Origin of the sequence: Microcoleus anatoxicus (assembly GCF_042465725.1) — a bacterium.
Classification (GTDB): domain Bacteria; phylum Cyanobacteriota; class Cyanobacteriia; order Cyanobacteriales; family Microcoleaceae; genus Microcoleus; species Microcoleus anatoxicus.
The window spans coordinates 132,501-150,308 of sequence record NZ_CP120853.1 but is presented as its reverse complement, the minus strand read 5'-3'; the positions used below and the strand labels follow the sequence as shown (position 1 = coordinate 150,308).

General features: G+C 46.0%; 15 protein-coding genes, 2 tRNA genes and 2 rRNA genes (1 of these 19 cut by a window edge). 12 read left to right on the top strand and 7 right to left on the bottom strand.

Annotation, left to right across the window (positions count from 1 at the left end; all coding sequences use genetic code 11):
* Positions 1-29 precede the first annotated feature (29 nt).
* The 3 genes from P2A85_RS00700 to clpP all read left to right on the top strand — a co-directional run bounded on the left by P2A85_RS00700 (position 30) and on the right by clpP (position 3,197).
* On the top strand, positions 30-2,282 hold the full coding sequence (locus P2A85_RS00700; protein WP_377477017.1) for a carotenoid oxygenase family protein: 2,253 nt from the start codon (positions 30-32) through the stop codon (positions 2,280-2,282).
* 34 nt (positions 2,283-2,316) lie between these two features.
* A complete protein-coding gene (locus P2A85_RS00695; RefSeq protein WP_377477016.1) occupies positions 2,317-2,466 on the top strand; it encodes a DUF433 domain-containing protein in 150 nt (49 codons plus the stop codon).
* A gap of 122 nt (positions 2,467-2,588) precedes the next feature.
* Positions 2,589-3,197 (top strand): ATP-dependent Clp protease proteolytic subunit, encoded by a 609-nt coding sequence (gene clpP, locus P2A85_RS00690; RefSeq protein WP_377477015.1) that lies wholly within the window; start codon positions 2,589-2,591, stop codon positions 3,195-3,197.
* A gap of 283 nt (positions 3,198-3,480) precedes the next feature.
* Here clpP and P2A85_RS00685 read toward each other — a convergent pair whose 3' ends face one another.
* Positions 3,481-4,383, bottom strand: coding sequence for a hypothetical protein (locus tag P2A85_RS00685; protein WP_377477014.1), 903 nt, complete (start codon positions 4,381-4,383; stop codon positions 3,481-3,483).
* Between the two features lie 478 nt (positions 4,384-4,861).
* Between P2A85_RS00685 and P2A85_RS00680 the strand changes: the two genes are divergently transcribed.
* On the top strand, positions 4,862-7,234 hold the full coding sequence (locus P2A85_RS00680) for a ribonuclease R family protein (RefSeq protein ID WP_377477013.1): 2,373 nt from the start codon (positions 4,862-4,864) through the stop codon (positions 7,232-7,234).
* 358 nt (positions 7,235-7,592) lie between these two features.
* Here the strand turns inward: P2A85_RS00680 and P2A85_RS00675 are convergent, their stop codons facing one another.
* Together P2A85_RS00675 and P2A85_RS00670 are read right to left on the bottom strand one after the other, a co-directional pair.
* Entirely contained in the window at positions 7,593-7,934 is a 342-nt protein-coding gene (locus tag P2A85_RS00675) for a nucleotidyltransferase family protein (RefSeq protein WP_377477011.1), read from the bottom strand.
* A 36-nt stretch (positions 7,935-7,970) separates the two neighbouring features.
* Positions 7,971-8,474, bottom strand: a complete 504-nt coding sequence (locus tag P2A85_RS00670) for a hypothetical protein (protein ID WP_377477010.1) — start codon at positions 8,472-8,474, stop codon at positions 7,971-7,973.
* A 432-nt stretch (positions 8,475-8,906) separates the two neighbouring features.
* Here P2A85_RS00670 and P2A85_RS00665 point away from each other — a divergent pair, with 432 nt between their 5' ends.
* The 4 genes from P2A85_RS00665 to P2A85_RS00650 all read left to right on the top strand — a co-directional run bounded on the left by P2A85_RS00665 (position 8,907) and on the right by P2A85_RS00650 (position 10,811).
* Positions 8,907-9,374 carry a hypothetical protein gene (locus tag P2A85_RS00665; RefSeq protein WP_377477009.1) on the top strand — a complete coding sequence of 156 codons (468 nt, stop codon included), beginning with the start codon at positions 8,907-8,909 and terminating at the stop codon, positions 9,372-9,374.
* Positions 9,375-9,570: 196 nt separating this feature from the next.
* The gene (locus tag P2A85_RS00660) at positions 9,571-10,014 is read left to right on the top strand and encodes a hypothetical protein (protein WP_377477008.1); all 444 of its coding nucleotides are present in this window, start codon (positions 9,571-9,573) and stop codon (positions 10,012-10,014) included.
* Between the two features lie 367 nt (positions 10,015-10,381).
* Positions 10,382-10,591, top strand: coding sequence for a type II toxin-antitoxin system HicB family antitoxin (locus P2A85_RS00655; protein WP_377477007.1), 210 nt, complete (start codon positions 10,382-10,384; stop codon positions 10,589-10,591).
* 1 nt (position 10,592) lies between these two features.
* Positions 10,593-10,811 carry a type II toxin-antitoxin system HicA family toxin gene (locus P2A85_RS00650; RefSeq protein ID WP_377477006.1) on the top strand — a complete coding sequence of 73 codons (219 nt, stop codon included), beginning with the start codon at positions 10,593-10,595 and terminating at the stop codon, positions 10,809-10,811.
* 58 nt (positions 10,812-10,869) lie between these two features.
* Here the strand turns inward: P2A85_RS00650 and P2A85_RS00645 are convergent, their stop codons facing one another.
* The 4 genes from P2A85_RS00645 to P2A85_RS00630 form a co-directional block, all read right to left on the bottom strand.
* A complete protein-coding gene (locus P2A85_RS00645; RefSeq protein ID WP_377477005.1) occupies positions 10,870-11,805 on the bottom strand; it encodes a branched-chain amino acid ABC transporter permease in 936 nt (311 codons plus the stop codon).
* Between the two features lie 137 nt (positions 11,806-11,942).
* Positions 11,943-12,893 (bottom strand): branched-chain amino acid ABC transporter permease, encoded by a 951-nt coding sequence (locus P2A85_RS00640; RefSeq protein ID WP_377477004.1) that lies wholly within the window; start codon positions 12,891-12,893, stop codon positions 11,943-11,945.
* Positions 12,894-12,941: 48 nt separating this feature from the next.
* Positions 12,942-13,067 carry a hypothetical protein gene (locus P2A85_RS00635; RefSeq protein WP_377477003.1) on the bottom strand — a complete coding sequence of 42 codons (126 nt, stop codon included), beginning with the start codon at positions 13,065-13,067 and terminating at the stop codon, positions 12,942-12,944.
* Positions 13,064-14,320 carry an ABC transporter substrate-binding protein gene (locus P2A85_RS00630; protein ID WP_377477002.1) on the bottom strand — a complete coding sequence of 419 codons (1,257 nt, stop codon included), beginning with the start codon at positions 14,318-14,320 and terminating at the stop codon, positions 13,064-13,066. Before P2A85_RS00630 ends, P2A85_RS00635 begins: the two co-directional genes overlap by 4 nt.
* Positions 14,321-14,806: 486 nt before the next feature.
* Between P2A85_RS00630 and P2A85_RS00625 the strand changes: the two genes are divergently transcribed.
* The 4 genes from P2A85_RS00625 to P2A85_RS00610 form a co-directional block, all read left to right on the top strand.
* Positions 14,807-16,297: ribosomal RNA gene (locus P2A85_RS00625) — 16S ribosomal RNA — on the top strand.
* Positions 16,298-16,414: 117 nt separating this feature from the next.
* Positions 16,415-16,488 (top strand) — tRNA-Ile (locus tag P2A85_RS00620).
* 87 nt (positions 16,489-16,575) lie between these two features.
* Positions 16,576-16,648 (top strand) — tRNA-Ala (locus P2A85_RS00615).
* A 193-nt stretch (positions 16,649-16,841) separates the two neighbouring features.
* Positions 16,842-17,808: ribosomal RNA gene (locus tag P2A85_RS00610) — 23S ribosomal RNA — on the top strand (it continues 1,934 nt past the right edge of the window).
* Together the 16S and 23S rRNA genes with 2 tRNA genes alongside form the textbook arrangement of a ribosomal RNA operon.

Below are 17,808 nucleotides of genomic sequence, written 5' to 3'. Positions count from 1 at the left end.
CTCTTTCTGTTTAATCAGCAGCATCTTTTATGACTCAACCAGCAAGTGTGTTTCCTCGTTCAGTTTTATCAGCAAATCGAGCAGAATTTGGAGGCAACAACGAAACGCAAAAGTCAAAACAACCTGCCCTAAATTTGCTTGTGAAAGATAAGGGAAAAATTCCTGAAGATTTGCAGGGTCATGTCTTTATTATCGGGCCGGTGGGGTCGGTAAATTCTCCGAATCAGCCAGGGACAGAAATTGTTTTTCCTTCCAGTGATGGCTCAACGGCTCTTTATAATGGCGATGGCATGGTTTATCGCTTAGATTTTAACGATCCTGCTGGGGGAGTGAAGTTTTCTTCTGCGTTGATGAAAACTTCCTGTTATTATGCTGATATCGCCACGTTTCGCCAAAAAAAATTAAATTTTTACAATTTGGGGATTTTACGTTTTTCAGAAAAATTGGGAGCTAGAAATCAGCTTAATACTGCTTTTTTACCAATGAAATTTTCTGAAGAGGAAGGATATCGTTTGCTGGCAACCTGGGATATAGGTCGGCCTTACGAAATTGACCCTGAAACTCTGGAAGTTATTACGCCTGTGGGGAGTAATTCAGAGTGGCGTGCGATGAATCCTTTAATGGCACATTTACCTTTTAAACCGCCGTTTCCTTTTCCCTTGGTGCAGAGTTCGGCTCATCCTTGTTTTGATTTTCACACAAAAGAAATGTTTACGGTTAATGCCGGCAGGTCTTTAACGACATTTCTCCCACAATTACGACCGGAAATTGATGGGGTATTGGATTTTCTCAGCTCGATGTGTTCGCTTGTACTTCATCCTCCCGAAGAGATCATCATCGAGGAACCGATAAAATCAGAAGAAGAGAAACAAGCAACCTCCGAAAACATTTTTGAGAAAATTATCGGCTTTTGCAAAAATTTAATTTTGGCAATCTACAATTTGCTCCAAGCGTTCAATCCGTTTAGCAATTTCACCTACTTAGTCCGCTGGGATGGTAAAGGAAATCTTCAAAGATGGCAACTGGTAAAAACAAATGGCTGCCCGGTAAAAATTGAGCAAAGTCTACACCAACTTGCGATAACGGAAGATTATATTATCCTGATAGATACCGCTTTCAAATTGCTGATAGCAGAATTATTACCAGCGGGGTCAGGCAAAAAATATAAAAGTGTCAAGAAATTTTTAATAAATTTAATAGACCGGCAACAATTAGCAGACAATCGCGTTTATATTATTCGTCGAGATGCGCTAAAACCAGACAAGAAAAAAGTCCGGGTGCAAAAAGCGATAATTCCTCGCGGTACAAATCATTTTATCGCTGATTACAAAAATCCCAACCAAGAAATTACGCTTCACATGGCAAATATGGGTACTTGGGATGCGGCGGAGTGGATTCGAGATATTGATGAATCAGTGTTGACATCGAGCGAAATTGACAATTTAGAAAAACTTTATGGGGTGATTATGGGCCCAACGGATATAAGCCGACTTGGATGTCATATCGTTAATGGAGAAACCGGTGAATTAATCCGCTCGGATTTGACGGCTTTATATGAGGATTATAGTCCAAATAAATCTGAGGAAGGACAAGAGTTTAAAAAAGAGGACAATACTTATTCTCAGTATACTTGGGGGCCCGCATTATTTACTTGTGCGGATACGTCAAAACCTTTACAAGATATTTATTGGAGTTGTTTGGGATGTTGGCCGGAGTTACTCACAAAACATGGTTTGAAACTGTACAAAAACTATAAATATCGAGACGTACCAGAACAGGAAGTTATTAACCTAACAAAAGAGGGAATTCAATCAAACTTACTTCGCTTGCATATTCAGCCATTAACCAGTGTTAGCGAGTCGGAAAGCCGTTTGGAAATTCAAGATGTCTATCAGTTTCCGAGTAATTCATTTGGGACTTCACCGCAATTTGTGCCCCGTGCTGACGGGACTGGAGACTCAACGGATGGTTATCTTGTTTGTGTGGTGCATCACGGCACTGATGAGGAAACAGATAATGGTAATGAGATTTGGATTTTTGATGCAGCAAATCTCAAACAAGGGCCAGTTTGTCAGCTATGGCATCCACAACTTAAACTCGGTTTTACTGTACATACAACTTGGTTGCCCAAAATTGCTAAACGCACAGCAACTTACAATATTCCTGTTGAGGAAGATTATCAAGATTTAGTTGCACAGCAGCCGGCAGAAATTCAAGAATTATTTGAGAAGGAAATTTACCCGCATTTTAAATCAAAAAACCCCACTACCTATCATTCATAGTGACCCCGACATTCTAGGGGGAACTCCTGTGTTTATGGGTACTCGCGTCCCCATGAAGACGTTACTTGATTATCTCGAAGCTGGTGATTCGCTCAATGAGTTTCTAGACCATTTCCCTAGTGTCACACGCGAGCAGGCTATTTCAGTTCTCGAATCGAGAAAATACGACGGCCATAATACCTGAATCCACGCCAAATTAAGGATTTTGCTCGCTAAAGTCGATCGCCCGCCACGAATCCCTAACTACAAACAAGCCCCACCCGCTAAAATTAAAAAATAGAGACGTAAATAGGCAGGCCCTGTCCAATGATCCCAACAGTTATAGAACAATCCGGTCGTGGCGAACGCGCCTTTGACATTTACTCGCGACTTCTGCGCGATCGCATCGTCTTCTTGGGCCAACAGGTAGACTCAGAATTGGCTAACCTGATTGTTGCCCAATTACTATTTTTAGATGCCGAAGACCCAGAAAAAGATATCTACCTCTATATCAACTCCCCAGGGGGTTCGGTGACAGCAGGTATGGGCATTTTTGACACCATGAACCACATCCGCCCCGATGTGTGCACCATTTGTCTCGGTTTGGCCGCCAGCATGGGCGCTTTTCTGTTGAGTGCAGGCGCCAAAGGCAAGCGGATGAGTCTGCCTCATTCCCGGATTATGATCCACCAACCCCTAGGGGGAGCTCAGGGACAAGCAACGGATATTGAAATTCAGGCTAAAGAGATTTTGTACCACAAACGCCGCCTGAACGGATTTTTGGCAGATCATACCGGTCAGCCTCTGTCGCGCATTGAAGAAGATACCGAACGGGATTTCTTCATGTCGGCGGAAGAAGCAAAGGACTACGGTTTGGTGGATCAAGTGATCGATCGCCGTCCTTCTGCAACTCGCCCGATCGCCGCCGTTGCCTAAATTATCAGTAGTCAGGACACTCCAAGAGCCCATTGGTGTCAACTTAACTTTAAACCCAGTCACAGACTGCTGGCAAGACTATTAAATTTAGATCCGAACGAGCCCCCCGATCGAAGGGGGGGACAAGAGTCTTTTCTTTCGTCCCCCTTCGATCGGGGGATGCGAGGGGGATCTAGACTTTGCCCAAAAGCTACATTTATATGGCTTTCAGGCTTAAGTTGACACTAATGGGCATTGCCGTCTCCTCATTTTCCCTGTTGTCGATGGTTACATCCGATCGCACTTAGTTATCAGATGGCAAAGATTCCAGATATTGCAGAAAATCGAGCAATTCTTCCTTAGTTAAAAAGTGCCGCGCTTCCTTACCGTAACCTTGTTTGAGATGATCCTTTCCTCGACTGGGACTCCAGCTCAAACGCTTGATTTCATCAGTGGTTTTGCTGTAAATTTGGAGATAATCTAGGAAGTCCAGCAACTCTCCAGCAGACAGAATTCCCTGGGACATTTTGCCGTAATTGTGTTGTAGACAGTCACTTTCTTGTTTTTTAGTCCATTTCAATCGCTTGAGGATTGCCTCTATTTGGGCGATCGTCTCAGAAATATCCTCGATCGAATCACTCGGAATCCCAACAGCAATTGGTTCCAAGTCCCTAACTTCGGCAGCCCCCTGTAAAATTTCAGTTTGGCTAGCCCTTGGCATCTCCCGTTCCTGAATCGGTGCGCCGTAGCTGGAAGACAGCCAAGCATCGGAGTCAAATTCCTCTCTAGAGGCTGTCACAGTTCGATCGACCATTGGCGGCAAAGCTTCCGGTATCGGTGCGATCGCCTCTTCGATTAATGGCGATGGACTATTGACAAAATTGCTCTGATGTGGTAATGCAAAATTGTCAGTAGTAGCAGGCCTTTCTAACACAGGAGGTGCCACGGGGGCCGGAGGTGCCACGGGAGGCTGAGCAACAGGGGCGATCGTCGGAGGTTGAGCCGGATCAAATCCAAGGACAGCGAGCGATCGCCACCGAGCGCGGTCCTCAGCATCCTCAACCGACTCAGCAGCCGACATACCTGTAGCGAGAGTTTTGCCATCAACCTGAAGCAGACAGCGAACCACAAACTTGCCATGATGAACAGTCAGCAATTCACAGATTAACTGTCCAGTGGGATAAAGGGCGCGAAATTGAGCAAACATAATGTTTTGACCCCGAAACCAGATGGGGCTTATGGCTTAAGTGTAGTACAATCAGCAAGAAAACAATTTTCTGAAAGCACCTATTCAACATACAATAAATTAAAGGTGAATCATCCACGCCACCTTTCACGCCACTAAACCCCATGCCACATCCCGCGGTTTAAGCTAACAGCCACCGTCAGGTCATTTCTACCTATCGGAAATGGCAAAGCAAGTAAGCAAAAGTAGTAAGGGTAAGAGACAATTTTCTGCAACGTCAGAAGTCAGTTGAAGACAGACAGCAGAAAAATTGCCACCAGCAGAGTCGGGAGAGAATTTCCTAAAAAAATCCCGCGCTCAAACTAGGTGGTTGTGCTTGTCTACACCTAACTAACCCCCGCCAGATCTTGGGCGTGTAAGCACAGCGAAAGCGGGAAAGAGCGTGGCCGATTTCGCCAAAATTAGACTAATTGCTGGAAAAAAGAGGATCGATCGCTACATGGAATTTTCTATCGCTGCACTGTTGGCAAATTTTACAGAAGACAAATTAGTGGCTCCCAAAGCATTAGAGAAAAAACTCGATTGCAATGATGTCACCAGTCAACTCAAACTTCAAATCGCATTAGAAGCTCTAGAGAAAATTGGGATTTTAGTCAAAGACAAAGGTCGATATCGTCGAGTAACTGAAGACGATGTGGTAGAAGCAAAACTGCGCTGTTCGAGCAAAGGATTTTGCTTCGCAATTCAAGACGCCGAAGGTTCAGAAGACGTTTACGTGCGAGAAAGTCATCTCTCAACAGCATGGAATGGCGATCGAGTCTTAGTCAAAATCATCAAAGAAGGTAGCCGCCGCCGTTCCCCCGAAGGCGAAGTGATGTTGATACTCGAACGCGCCAACCCCTCGGTACTCGCCAGAGTCAAGCAAACAGCAACCCCCACCGGCCGCCTCAGCTACAGAGCAATTCCCCTAGACGATCGCCTGCTATTTGAACTAGACTTACTGGCAAACGGCACCAATCTCGAAGAGGCGATCGACCACCTAGTACACGTCGAAGTCAAACGCTATCCCCTCGGCACCCATCGCCCAGTCGGAAAAGTAGTACAGGTACTAGGTTCCGACGCCGAAGCCGCCGACGACCTCGACATAGTATGCTGCAAACACGACTTACCGCGATCGTTTCCCCCAGCAGTCATCAAAGCAGCCGAAAATTTACCCAGCAAACTCAAAAAAACCGACATCAAAAAACGCCTAGATTTGCGTAACATTCTCACAGTCACTTTCAGCAACAACGAACTGGGAGAAATCAACAGCGACAAAAATGATGATGTCCCAGAAACCGAGTCAGAAACTTTCTCTCCCACAGCCGAAAACGAATTCGATCCAGCCTCATTCCTGTGGGACCCGCCTGTGGAACGTGCTCTCTCCATTGAAACCCTCAAGTCGGGAGGTTGGCAAGTCGGAATTCACATCGCCGACGTCGCTGAGTACGTGCAACCCGAAACCCCGATCGACCGCGAAGCCCGCAAGCGAGGCACAGCAGCCCATCTGGGAGACAAAATCATCGCCGTCCTACCATCGATCCTCAACGAGCGCTGCTCTTTGCTACCAGACACCGAACGGCTAGCCTTCAGCGTGTTGCTCACCCTAGACGAATCAGGAGAACTAACAGAATACTCCATTCAAACCAGCGTCATTCAAATTGACTACCAGCTCAGCTATCACCAAGCAGAAGCAATTCTGGCATCGACCTCCGATGACGAAACTCAACCTTTATCCACAGCCCTTCGTCCTTTCCTAGAGCAAATCTCCGCAGCCTCCCAGGCAGCCAGAAAGGCGAGGCTCCAGCGAGGAGCTTTTGAACTAAATTTGCCCGACGCCAACTCTCACTTCGACGATGAAGGGGAATTGGGAGCATTTGCGATCGCCCCCCCAGCCCAGTCCGCCCTATCTGAATTAGTCGTACTCGCCAACCAAGCCGTAGCCACCCACCTGCAAGCCTTGGGAGTCCCCGGAATTTACCGCGTCCAGCCCATGCCAGATCATGCAGACATTCAAGAGTTCATCAAACTTTCCAACAACCTCGGAGGCGAACTGTACCTAGAAAACGAAGAAGAAGTTCTGCCCATAGACTTTCAGCGATTTACCCAGCAGTTTGCCGGATTGAAATCCGAAAGAGTGCTCACCTACCTGCTGGAAGACACCATGAAGCCCGCTGTTTACAGCACAACTCCTAAACCACACTTCGGTTTAGCTTTGGCAGAAGGTTACACCCGCTGTACTTCCCCACTATCTCGCTATGCCGATTTACTCGTGCTGCGATTGTTGCAAGCAGTATTCGAGCAAGGCCGCAGCAGCCGTACCACACGGGCCAAGGAAAAAGTTGACCTGCACCATTCCTCCTGTCACGGCCAAATTACTTGGAATGTTCTCCCCCCAGACTTACACCACGAATTTGAGACAGAATTTGCATCGGTGGTAGTACACTTGACAGAACGGGAAAGAGTTGCTGAGGACGCTGAAAGCGATTTGCAAGGCTTGAAGAAAACCGGATTGATGAAAGAACGCACCGGTCAAACTTTCCAGGGTTTGATTACAGGTGTACAATCCTATGGTTTCTTTGTGGAAATTGAGGTGCGGCCGCCGGAGAGTGAGATTCTGCGAGTTGAAGGATTGGTGCACGTTTCTTCCTTGAAAGATGATTGGTACGAATATCGATCGCGCCAACAAACTCTCGTCGGTCGCAAAAACCGCAATCAGTACCGTTTGGGCGATCGGGTAGAAGTTCAAGTCAAGAGCGTGGATTACTATCGCCAGCAAATTGATTTAGTAGCAGTTGGTGGCGGCAGTCAAGCTTTTGATGATGATGAATAGTCATTAGCGGTGCCCTGCCCTTCGACTCCGCTGACTGAACCGCGGAGCGTCGCCCTGAGCGGAGCGTCGCCCTGAGCGGAGTCGAAGGGTCGAAGGGTCGAAGGGTCATTAGTCATTAGCGGTGCCCTGCCCTTCGACTCCGCTGACTGAACCGCGGAGCGTCGCCCTGAGCGGAGTCGAAGGGTCATTAGTCATTAGTCATTAGTTATTAGTTATTGGTTATTTCCTGCAAATAACCAGTAACAAATAACCAGTAATGATGAATCTTAACTAAAATAATTAGTTACTCGCTTAAAAAATACAAATAGGTTGACTCATCTCGCCAGCCTGCACAATATCCAACAGGGAAGCCATATCTCTATTTGCTGACATAAATTACCTTTGCAGAGTTGAGAATTTCTTGTTTTCTCATCCAGTTAATACTGTGTTCGATACATTGTTTGCTAAGGATATCTACCTTGCGTCCGCATAAAGTTTCAAGTTCCTCCTGCATCTGCATCGCGTCATCAAATGTCCATCGGTAATCAGGTGCAAAAGTTACGAGTATATCTATGTCGCTTGTTTCTGGGCAAAAATCTTCTCGCAAAACCGAACCAAACAGCGCTAACTCTACGATCCGCCACTTTTTACAAAAGGCGATCGTTTGTTCGGCAAACCTTCCTAAGCGATTGAAACCTAAATCTAACTGAATCCTTGGCATGATACTCCTTCCCAAAAATACGGCAAATATGATATATTATAATGATTTCACTACCTCCAAGGCTAACCCTAGCACCTCTGCAATTTGCTCATCTTTCAATCCCAACTGTCGTAATTTACCAACCATTTCAATTTTAACTTGATTCGTGCTGTCCTGGAAGTCAGGAGTTTCAGACCGAGTTTTATCTGGGGTAGGAGTGGGTAGTTCTGAGCAACCATTGATATAGTTAATTGTATTGCTATTACCAAAATTAGTAGTGCGATCGCCAAAATTTATATTCAGATTTAACTGCCGTTCTAGCACAGATTCCAGATTACCTTTATCAACTGATTCGCCAAAAATATCAGATAACATTTGCAAAAGCTCGTAACCTACATCCTTAGCATGACCCACAGTACAATTATAAGTATTTGCAATATCAGAATACTTTTGTCGCCTCAGTATTCCCTTGATAATTCCGCGCTGCAAGTCATTGAGATGTTTGCCTGTCTTCGCGCTGAGCACTTTATCTACAAATTGCAAGATATGAGCAGTGTCCATCAGTAGGGGGGTCGGATAACTATAGTTAGTATACCCGACTTTATCCGTCTTTATCCGTCTCGATCCGCCTTGCATCGCAATTTTAGAAATGCCCGTCTTTTTCCGTCTTTTTTTGCTTTTCAGTTTTGTGCGATCGGTTTATGATGTGGAAAAGGATAAAAATTAGTTTCATCGCCTGTATTGGTGAACAGAATTTCATCTACCAGTTTTCAGGCTTTTGCGATGTTTATCGATCGGTCAGATAGGCGGGTTTTTCCGATACTATCCGATCTTTCCGAAATTTGAGCAAATTTTTCGGGAAAAGTTCAGACTCAATCCGACTGACAGGGCGATCGGGTTTTGGTTTTGATTGGGAAAGATTATTTGATATTTACATTGTAAGTACGGACAAGATAAACACCATCAAACAACCGTAATGGAGGATTAATTCAAATGGGTAAAATCGTGCGTGCTGCTGTTTTGACTGCTGCCGTTGGTTATATTTCTGTATCTGGTAATGTAGATGTACTTGCACAGCAACGGTATACAGGTTCCTATACATTCAATAAACATATTGGTGATGTATATGTGGCAAACGTAGAAATCACATCTGCAATGGGCTCGTATATGCCGGAATGTCGAGAAGGTGCTTGCACTCAGATGATGCAAAAAGGATGGGTAACTTACATTACGCCGAATGTTAGTTTACCAAAATGCGGTAGGAGATACTACCTTGATGGATACGTTAAGGTCAAATACAGAAATGGTCAAGCATCAATGGAAGCAACTTGGGATCTAGACAGCGGTAAGGAAGGATATCAAGGGAAACTAGATGCTAGGCAGTTTATTGGTTGGTATAACGATCCTGCTTCTGCTAACGTCGAAGTTAGTACTAGCGCGACCTGTAAGTCTAAGTGGTGAGGGTGAAAGATGCGATCGCCCCTTACTTTTTTGATCAATTAGGTGATCGATGAAAAGTGTGGATGCGATCGCACCTTGTCTTTTTTCACCGACAGGGCGATCGGGCTTGGGTTTTGATAGGAAAGAAGTTGAATAATCCTTCCTTAAGAAGGAGGTACTATGAACCGACAGTTAACTGAAATTAGAGAACTAACTGATGAAACTAACTCTAAAATTTATTTTGATATCCGCTGTTGTGCTGGTTACTAATTTTAGTATGCACGAAGCAAAAGCGCAAGCAGTTAAGTGCTTTGATGTAAGTTCGAGAACAGGTTGGCAATACTTTGACCTTGGGGGTCCATATACTCGTATAGCCAGTGTTGGTGGAGGTTGGTCTGTAGATGCCAGAAGCTATGCTCCTGTTGGTCCTCAAGGCCACAATGAACCTGGGCTAGAGCCATATAACCAATATAAATACGATCAAGCATATCCTTTTGGTGCATTATTTGTAGATATTCCCACAGATGGTGTTGGATATGTATGGGTGCGGGGGGTTCAACAACTACCTAAACCAATCACTCGGACTGCTATACGAATTAACGATGCTGACAATGCACTAGGAGACAATTCAGGTGTTCTCAGAGTTTGTTTTAGTCGATAAGGGAGTAGGGATACGATCGCCCCTTACTTTTTTTATCGATAGGCGATCGATGAAAAGTGTGGATGCGATCGCCCCTCACTTTTTTACTGATAGGCGATCGCACTCTTTGTCTGGATGCGATAATTAAATAATATCTTGTAAATTAAATAGCCAGATCTTTGGAAGGAAAGATAGACGACAGATCAGGCAATTCAATGGCGAAATTCCTTTACACGCGATGGAAAATCATTTTAACTGAGATCAATAGTTAGAGTCGATCGCATTCTCAAGCTGGCTTCTGAGGTAGACAAAAATTTGCTACCAGATTGACTGATATGAGAAACGGTTATGTTATGCTGATTAGAGAAAACTTGAGGGATAAGATGCAATGAAAAATCGCAGCTTTACAGTTATTCTGTACAAAGAAGATGATATGTACATAGCTGAATGTCCAGAAGTTGGAACAGTAGATCAAGGTGAAACGATCGAGCAAGCGATTGCGGGTTTGAGAGAGGCTACGCGGTTATATTTGGAGGAATTTCCCGTACCTCAAACATCTCCGAGATTTGTGACCAGCATTGATGTCAGCTATGCCTAAAATGCCGCGAATTTCAAGTAGAGAAGCAATTCGTGCATTGGAGCGTTTAGGATTCGAGCAAGTTCGTCAAACTGGCAGTCATGTTGTCCTGAAAAAAGAAACCGAAGAAGGCGATATTGGTTGTGTTGTTCCAGTGCATCAAGAATTGAAGGTTGGTACGTTGAGCGGCATTCTCAAGCAGGCGCAAGTCACAGTCGAGGAGTTCATTGAAAATCTGTGATATCTAACAATAGAAAAGGAAAACTCGATCGCACTTTATATCTACCAATAATCTAATTTTAAACAGAAGTACGATCGCCCTTTTTAAATTTCTTCAACAACTCCGGCGTCACCAAACCTTGCGGAAAAAATATCGTCCCCAAAACAATCAACACCCCAAACACAATTAACCGCCCATCCCGCAGAAATTGCGCCAACCAAATCGGCAATCCCTGAATAGTCGCCATTCCCCTCAACACCTCCGGTAAAGCAGTAAACACCATCCCACCCAAAACAGCTCCCAGAAACGTTCTGCTACCACCAATCAACACAGAAGTCAAGTAAATAATACTAGCATCAAAAGTACCTTGACGGGCGTTCCAAGTATTCAGAAAATGAGCACTAATCGCACCCACAACACCAGCTAAAATCGCACCCAAAGTGAAAGCCAAAACCTTATAAAAAGTTGGGTTAATGCCGATCGCATCAGCCGCCAACTCATCAGCCCGAATCGCCGCAAAAGCCCGCCCCACCCGAATCCGTTCCAGCCGATAGACAATCGCCATACTTACCAACAGTAAAGGTAGTACAATCCACAAATACTCGATCGGCGTTCCAAACGGTTGCGGAATCCCAAAAATACCAACCGCCCCACCAGTGATATCCAGATTCAGCGATAAAACCCGCAAAATTTCCACAAAAGCGATAGTTGCGATCGCCAAATAAATCCCACTCAACCGCAGCGCCGGAATTCCCACCAAAATCCCCAGCAACCCCGAAACAACCCCTGCAATTATCATCTCCACCAACAGCAATGGTAGAGGAAACAAACCTTCTGTCGGCTTAAACACCATCGTAGACAAAATCGCCGCAATATACCCACCCAACGCATAAAAACCAGGGCTAGCCAGAGACAACTGACCAGTCATTAGAGGCAAATAAAGCGACATTCCCAACATTGCACCCAACAACATCGAGACAATCAGAAACCCATAAGTAGTAAAAAAATCATTCATAACTTTCTTTATTTATTAATACGCAAACAAATAACCTTATTTTCTTCTTTCTCTTCCTTCGCGTCCTTAGCGTCTTCGCGGTTCATTTAATCTTACTCCCTATTGGCGATCGTATATTTTGATATAACAAACTAAACTTAAACCTTTTGAATCAAACGCCGTCCAAACAAACCCTGCGGCCTAACCAACAGCATAATAAACAATATCGCAAAAGCCACAGCATCCTTATAAGCCGAAAAATCTCCCGGTACAAAAGCCTCAACCAAACCAATAATAAACCCACCCAAAACCGCCCCAGGAATACTCCCCAACCCCCCAAGCACAATCACCGCCAAACCCTTCAAACCAAAAGCAATACCAAAATAAGGCCCAGCAATACTCACACTAGAACCCACCAAACTCCCCGCCAAACCAGCCAGAAAACTACTCACAAAAAACGTCAATACAATGTATCGATCGGTATCAATCCCCAACAAACTAGAAGTAGTAGCATCTTCAGCCACCGCCTGCATTGCTTTGCCAAACTTAGTGAAATTTATCAAGTAAGTTAAGATAGCCACAATCGCAACTGATACCGCAAAAATTACTATTTGAACAGTCCGAATCGGAATTGGTTGATCGGCTGTCCCGAAGTTGATCGCAGCAGGTAAATAGCCGTAAGTATTAGCAGGAAAAGTGTAAATTTCCGCACCGACAAGATATTGGATTATATTTGCGATCGCAACTGCAACACCCAAACTAGAAACCACCGTCAGCAGAGAATCTGAGTGTCGGCGGCGCAAAGGTAAAAAAGCAACTCGTTCAACAATTACTCCCACCAAACCAGCCATGACACTGCCCAAAATTAACGCCACAGCAAAAGGCAATTCCACGGGAATTCGAGCATTAGCCCACAACCCATTAAAACCGAAAGTACCCCCCATCAGCGCATAGGTGAAATAAGCACCCAAGGTAAACACTGCACCGTGAGCAAAATTAATAATTCCGAGAATAGAAAAGACCAGCGTATATCCCAAGGCAAAAATAGCATACACGCTGCCGATCGACAAACCATTCAAAAATTGTTGCAGAAACAGAGTTAAATCCATCACCAGTTAAGAATTGAGCATCACACCGAAGTCATTCGATTTTAGATTTTAGATTTTAGATTTTGGATTGACCCCACGGATAAATTCGGGGGCTTGAGGATTTGAGATTTGGGATTTTCCTTCTTCCTTCTTCCTTCTTCCTTCTTCCTTCTTCCTTCTTCCTTCTTCCTTCATTTCAAAAACTCAAACTTACCATTATTCCCATCCGCCTCCATCTTAATCCGCGCCACATAAAACTCTTTCTGATTGATTTCACCTTCAGGCGTAAAAGAAATTTCCCCCAAAGGCGTATCGTACTTTCCACCCAACAACTGCTGATTCAAACTTGTACGCAATTCTCCCAAAGGCTTTTGGCTAACCTTCGACTGAGAATTTATCACCTTTAATGAATCAACAAAAACTTGAACACCAGTAAAAGCTTGAGCGCTAAACTGAGGCGGTTCCTTCTTAAATTGAGCGCGATAAGCCTCGCGAAAAGCCTTATTAATTTCATTCTCATATTCCGGGCTGTATGCTTGGGCAATCAAAACCCCATCACAGAGCGCCTTACAAACAGCAAATACATTAGAAGTATTCAGACCATTGCCGCCAATGATAACGCCTTTGTAACCCAATTCCCGCAACTGCTTAATTAAATTGCCCCCATCAGCAGCCAACCCAGAAATAATAATCAGATCGGGCTTGACATTTATCGCATTAGTGGCTTGAGATTGGAAATCTGTATCAGTAGTCAAGAATTTTTGGACTGTTGCCAATTCCAGTCCCATATCTTTAACCGTTGTCTGGAAAGTTTCAGTCTCAGATTTGCTAAAAGCATCATTCTGAGCAAAAAACACGGCTACTTTCTTAATATTCGGATTTTGCTTCAGTGCAGCTTTCACAGCATTAGGTGCTACCACGGCGACAGGCGCGGAGACTCTAGCAATATAATCGCCAATCTGGGGAATGCCTTTAGCGGTGTTGGATGGTGCGAGTACGGGAACTTTGGCGCGATCGGCGATCGGATCGGCACTAAAAGCCTGCTGCGAGAGAGTTGGGCCCACAATACCCACCACCTTATCCTGATTGATCAGAGTATTGAAGGCATTGATCGTCCCTTGTTCATCTCCACCAGTATCTTGGAACACCAGCTTAATCGGTGTCCCATCCACACCGCCCTTGTCGTTAAAATACTTCTCGGCAATTTTCGCCCCAGCCACTTGTTCCTGGCCAAGTAAAGCCACATTGCTAGTTTGGGCCACCCCAATCCCTATATATATAGTGTTGGAATTTCCCCCAGCCGAACCCTGTGGCGAAGTACCGGCAGATGGCGAAGTCGCCGGAGATGCTGTGGTAGAGGTTTGGGGAGTGTTCGTCTGACTGCAAGCCAGCAGCAGTGAAGCACAGGTAAGGAATAAGACAGTAGGGCGAAGAGTAGGTTTTTTCATGAGTGGGCGATCGAACATCTATATATAGGACATCTACATCGTGTAGAGACATTCTACTCATGGGTGGCAGCTTCAGAGCCCAAAAAGCCCCCGGAGTGCCCAAAAAAAGACCCCTTCCGGAAAAGAGGCATCAGCCAGCGGATGTCGGAGCCTGGTCCAAAAGCCGAAACCCTTACAGTGTATAGGTTCAAAAAAAAGTCAAAAATAGTTTCACAAAACGCTTGACAACACCAGGCGAAGTAAGTATATTAATAAAGCGCCGGAAGAGAAGCGATTCACCGAAACGCGCGCTGAACCTAGAAAAAAGAATAGTTTGAAAGCTTAAAGCACTATTAACCTCGTCAAAAAATTAACAGATAGAGAGTGAAAGCGAGAGCTAAACTCAATATCGCAAACAACGAGAAAAATGTCAAGGTCAAATTAAGGGACTGAGACAGAAATGTCCAAGTCGCCGAAAAAGAGCTTGATGAGCCGAAAAAACTCAACAACACGGAGAGTTTGATCCTGGCTCAGGATGAACGCTGGCGGTCTGCTTAACACATGCAAGTCGAACGGGTGTAGAAATACATTAGTGGCGGACGGGTGAGTAACGCGTGAGAATCTACCTTCAGGACGGAGACAACAGTTGGAAACGACTGCTAACCCCCGATGTACCGAAAGGAAAAATATTTATAGCCTGAAGAAGAGCTCGCGTCCGATTAGCTAGTTGGGGGGGTAAAAGCCCACCAAGGCGACGATCGGTAGCTGGTCTGAGAGGACGATCAGCCACACTGGGACTGAGACACGGCCCAGACTCCTACGGGAGGCAGCAGTGGGGAATTTTCCGCAATGGGCGAAAGCCTGACGGAGCAAGACCGCGTGGGGGAAGAAGGCTCTTGGGTTGTAAACTCCTTTTCTCTGGGAAGAACAAAATGACGGTACCAGAGGAATCAGCATCGGCTAACTCCGTGCCAGCAGCCGCGGTAAGACGGAGGATGCAAGCGTTATCCGGAATGATTGGGCGTAAAGCGTCCGCAGGTGGCAGTTCAAGTCTGCTGTCAAAGACCGGGGCTTAACCTCGGAAAGGCAGTGGAAACTGAACAGCTAGAGTATGGTAGGGGCAAAGGGAATTCCTGGTGTAGCGGTGAAATGCGTAGAGATCAGGAAGAACATCGGTGGCGAAGGCGCTTTGCTGGACCATAACTGACACTCAGGGACGAAAGCTAGGGGAGCGAATGGGATTAGATACCCCAGTAGTCCTAGCCGTAAACGATGGATACTAGGTGTTGTCTGTATCGACCCGGACAGTGCCGTAGCTAACGCGTTAAGTATCCCGCCTGGGGAGTACGCACGCAAGTGTGAAACTCAAAGGAATTGACGGGGGCCCGCACAAGCGGTGGAGTATGTGGTTTAATTCGATGCAACGCGAAGAACCTTACCAGGACTTGACATGTCGCGAATCTAGTGGAAACACCAGAGTGCCTTCGGGAGCGCGAACACAGGTGGTGCATGGCTGTCGTCAGCTCGTGTCGTGAGATGTTGGGTTAAGTCCCGCAACGAGCGCAACCCTCGTGTTTAGTTGCCATCATTAAGTTGGGCACTCTAAACAGACTGCCGGTGACAAACCGGAGGAAGGTGGGGATGACGTCAAGTCAGCATGCCCCTTACGTCCTGGGCTACACACGTACTACAATGGTAGGGACAGAGGGCAGCCAACTCGCGAGAGAGAGCTAATCCCGTAAACCCTGCCTCAGTTCAGATTGCAGGCTGCAACTCGCCTGCATGAAGGCGGAATCGCTAGTAATCGCAGGTCAGCATACTGCGGTGAATCCGTTCCCGGGCCTTGTACACACCGCCCGTCACACCATGGAAGTTGGCCACGCCCGAAGTCATTACTCTAACCTTTCGAGGGGGAGGATGCCGAAGGCAGGGCTGATGACTGGGGTGAAGTCGTAACAAGGTAGCCGTACCGGAAGGTGTGGCTGGATCACCTCCTTTTAGGGAGACCATCTGAAGACAGACCGAACCTAAACATAAAAGGTCTAGAAGCAGTCATCCCTGGTCGTTCGAGATAATAGAGTCAAAGCTTTCAAACTATTAACGGGTTCAGGTAACGGGCTATTAGCTCAGTTGGTTAGAGCGCACCCCTGATAAGGGTGAGGTCCCTGGTTCAAATCCAGGATGGCCCACCTGGAAACAAGTGAAGAAGTTTCAGTGTTGAGTGAAGGAACCAAAAGTCCTGAATGCAGCCAAGAAAAATGACGCACTAGCTTAGTGGGGGTATAGCTCAGTTGGTAGAGCGCCTGCCTTGCACGCAGGAAGTCAGCGGTTCGAGTCCGCTTACCTCCACTCTCACTCAACCCAGCCCAGAAATAACACAGATGAAGTAGAAATCAGCACCTAGACCAGCCAAAAGCTAGTCGGAATGCTGGAGTCTCGACTCTAGTAAGAACCTTGAAAACTGCATAGAAACAAAGTAATCATCAAACAGGTGAGAAAACTGAGAAATCAGGGTCACCAAAGACCATCAGTAAATGATGTTGGTCAAGTTACAAAGGGCTAACGGTGGATACCTAGGCACACAGAGGCGATGAAGGACGTGGCGACCGACGATAAGCTCCGGGGAGCTGGAAGCAAGCATTGATCCGGAGATGTCCGAATGGGGCAACCCAGTAAGTACCAATTGAATACATAGATTGGTGCGGCGAACCCAGCGAATTGAAACATCTTAGTAGCTGGAGGAAGAGAAAGCAATAGCGATTTCCCTAGTAGTGGTGAGCGAACGGGAAACAGCCTAAACCAGAGGTTTTGACTTCTGGGGTCGTGGGACAGTCATCAACGAACCTTAAAGCTAGACAAAGCAGTTGAAAGCTGCACCAGAGAAGGTGAAAGTCCTGTAGTCGAAAGTAGAGAGGACGTGACTGTATCCCGAGTAGCACGGGGCCCGTGAAATCCCGTGTGAATCAGCGAGGACCATCTCGTAAGGCTAAATACTACTGTGTGACCGATAGTGAACCAGTACCGCGAGGGAAAGGTGAAAAGAACCCCGGAAGGGGAGTGAAATAGAACATGAAACCGTTAGCTTACAAGCAGTGGAAGGACGATTTAACGTCTGACCGCGTGCCTGTTGAAGCATGAGCCGGCGAGTTATAGGCAGTGGCGGGTTAAGACCCTATGGGTTGCAGCCAAAGCGAAAGCGAGTTTGACAAGAGCGTCAGTGTGAAAGCACAAGTCACTGTTTATAGACCCGAACCCGGGTGATCTAACCATGTCCAGGATGAAGCTTGGGTAACACCAAGTGGAGGTCCGAACCGACTGATGTTGAAAAATCAGCGGATGAGGTGTGGTTAGGGGTGAAATGCCAATCGAACCCGGAGCTAGCTGGTTCTCCCCGAAATGTGTTGAGGCACAGCGGTCGAGATGAAGTTGAGGGGTAAAGCACTGTTTCGGTGCGGGCTGCGAGAGCGGTACCAAATCGAGGCAAACTCTGAATACTCAACTGTTGCTCG

Bases quoted from the DNA above. Each gene is read 5' to 3' on its own strand.
- P2A85_RS00655 (WP_377477007.1), top strand. From the start codon at position 10,382: ATGAAAAATCGCAGCTTTACAGTTATTCTGTACAAAGAAGATGATATG.
- P2A85_RS00695 (WP_377477016.1), top strand. From the start codon at position 2,317: ATGGGTACTCGCGTCCCCATGAAGACGTTACTTGATTATCTCGAAGCT.
- P2A85_RS00645 (WP_377477005.1), bottom strand. From the start codon at position 11,805: ATGAATGATTTTTTTACTACTTATGGGTTTCTGATTGTCTCGATGTTG.
- P2A85_RS00675 (WP_377477011.1), bottom strand. From the start codon at position 7,934: ATGCCAAGGATTCAGTTAGATTTAGGTTTCAATCGCTTAGGAAGGTTT.
- P2A85_RS00670 (WP_377477010.1), bottom strand. From the start codon at position 8,474: ATGGACACTGCTCATATCTTGCAATTTGTAGATAAAGTGCTCAGCGCG.
- P2A85_RS00680 (WP_377477013.1), top strand. From the start codon at position 4,862: ATGGAATTTTCTATCGCTGCACTGTTGGCAAATTTTACAGAAGACAAA.
- P2A85_RS00640 (WP_377477004.1), bottom strand. From the start codon at position 12,893: ATGGATTTAACTCTGTTTCTGCAACAATTTTTGAATGGTTTGTCGATC.
- P2A85_RS00665 (WP_377477009.1), top strand. From the start codon at position 8,907: ATGGGTAAAATCGTGCGTGCTGCTGTTTTGACTGCTGCCGTTGGTTAT.
- P2A85_RS00700 (WP_377477017.1), top strand. From the start codon at position 30: ATGACTCAACCAGCAAGTGTGTTTCCTCGTTCAGTTTTATCAGCAAAT.
- P2A85_RS00660 (WP_377477008.1), top strand. From the start codon at position 9,571: ATGAAACTAACTCTAAAATTTATTTTGATATCCGCTGTTGTGCTGGTT.
- P2A85_RS00650 (WP_377477006.1), top strand. From the start codon at position 10,593: ATGCCGCGAATTTCAAGTAGAGAAGCAATTCGTGCATTGGAGCGTTTA.
- P2A85_RS00635 (WP_377477003.1), bottom strand. From the start codon at position 13,067: ATGAAGGAAGAAGGAAGAAGGAAGAAGGAAGAAGGAAGAAGGAAGAAG.
- P2A85_RS00630 (WP_377477002.1), bottom strand. From the start codon at position 14,320: ATGAAAAAACCTACTCTTCGCCCTACTGTCTTATTCCTTACCTGTGCT.
- P2A85_RS00685 (WP_377477014.1), bottom strand. From the start codon at position 4,383: ATGTTTGCTCAATTTCGCGCCCTTTATCCCACTGGACAGTTAATCTGT.
- clpP (WP_377477015.1), top strand. From the start codon at position 2,589: ATGATCCCAACAGTTATAGAACAATCCGGTCGTGGCGAACGCGCCTTT.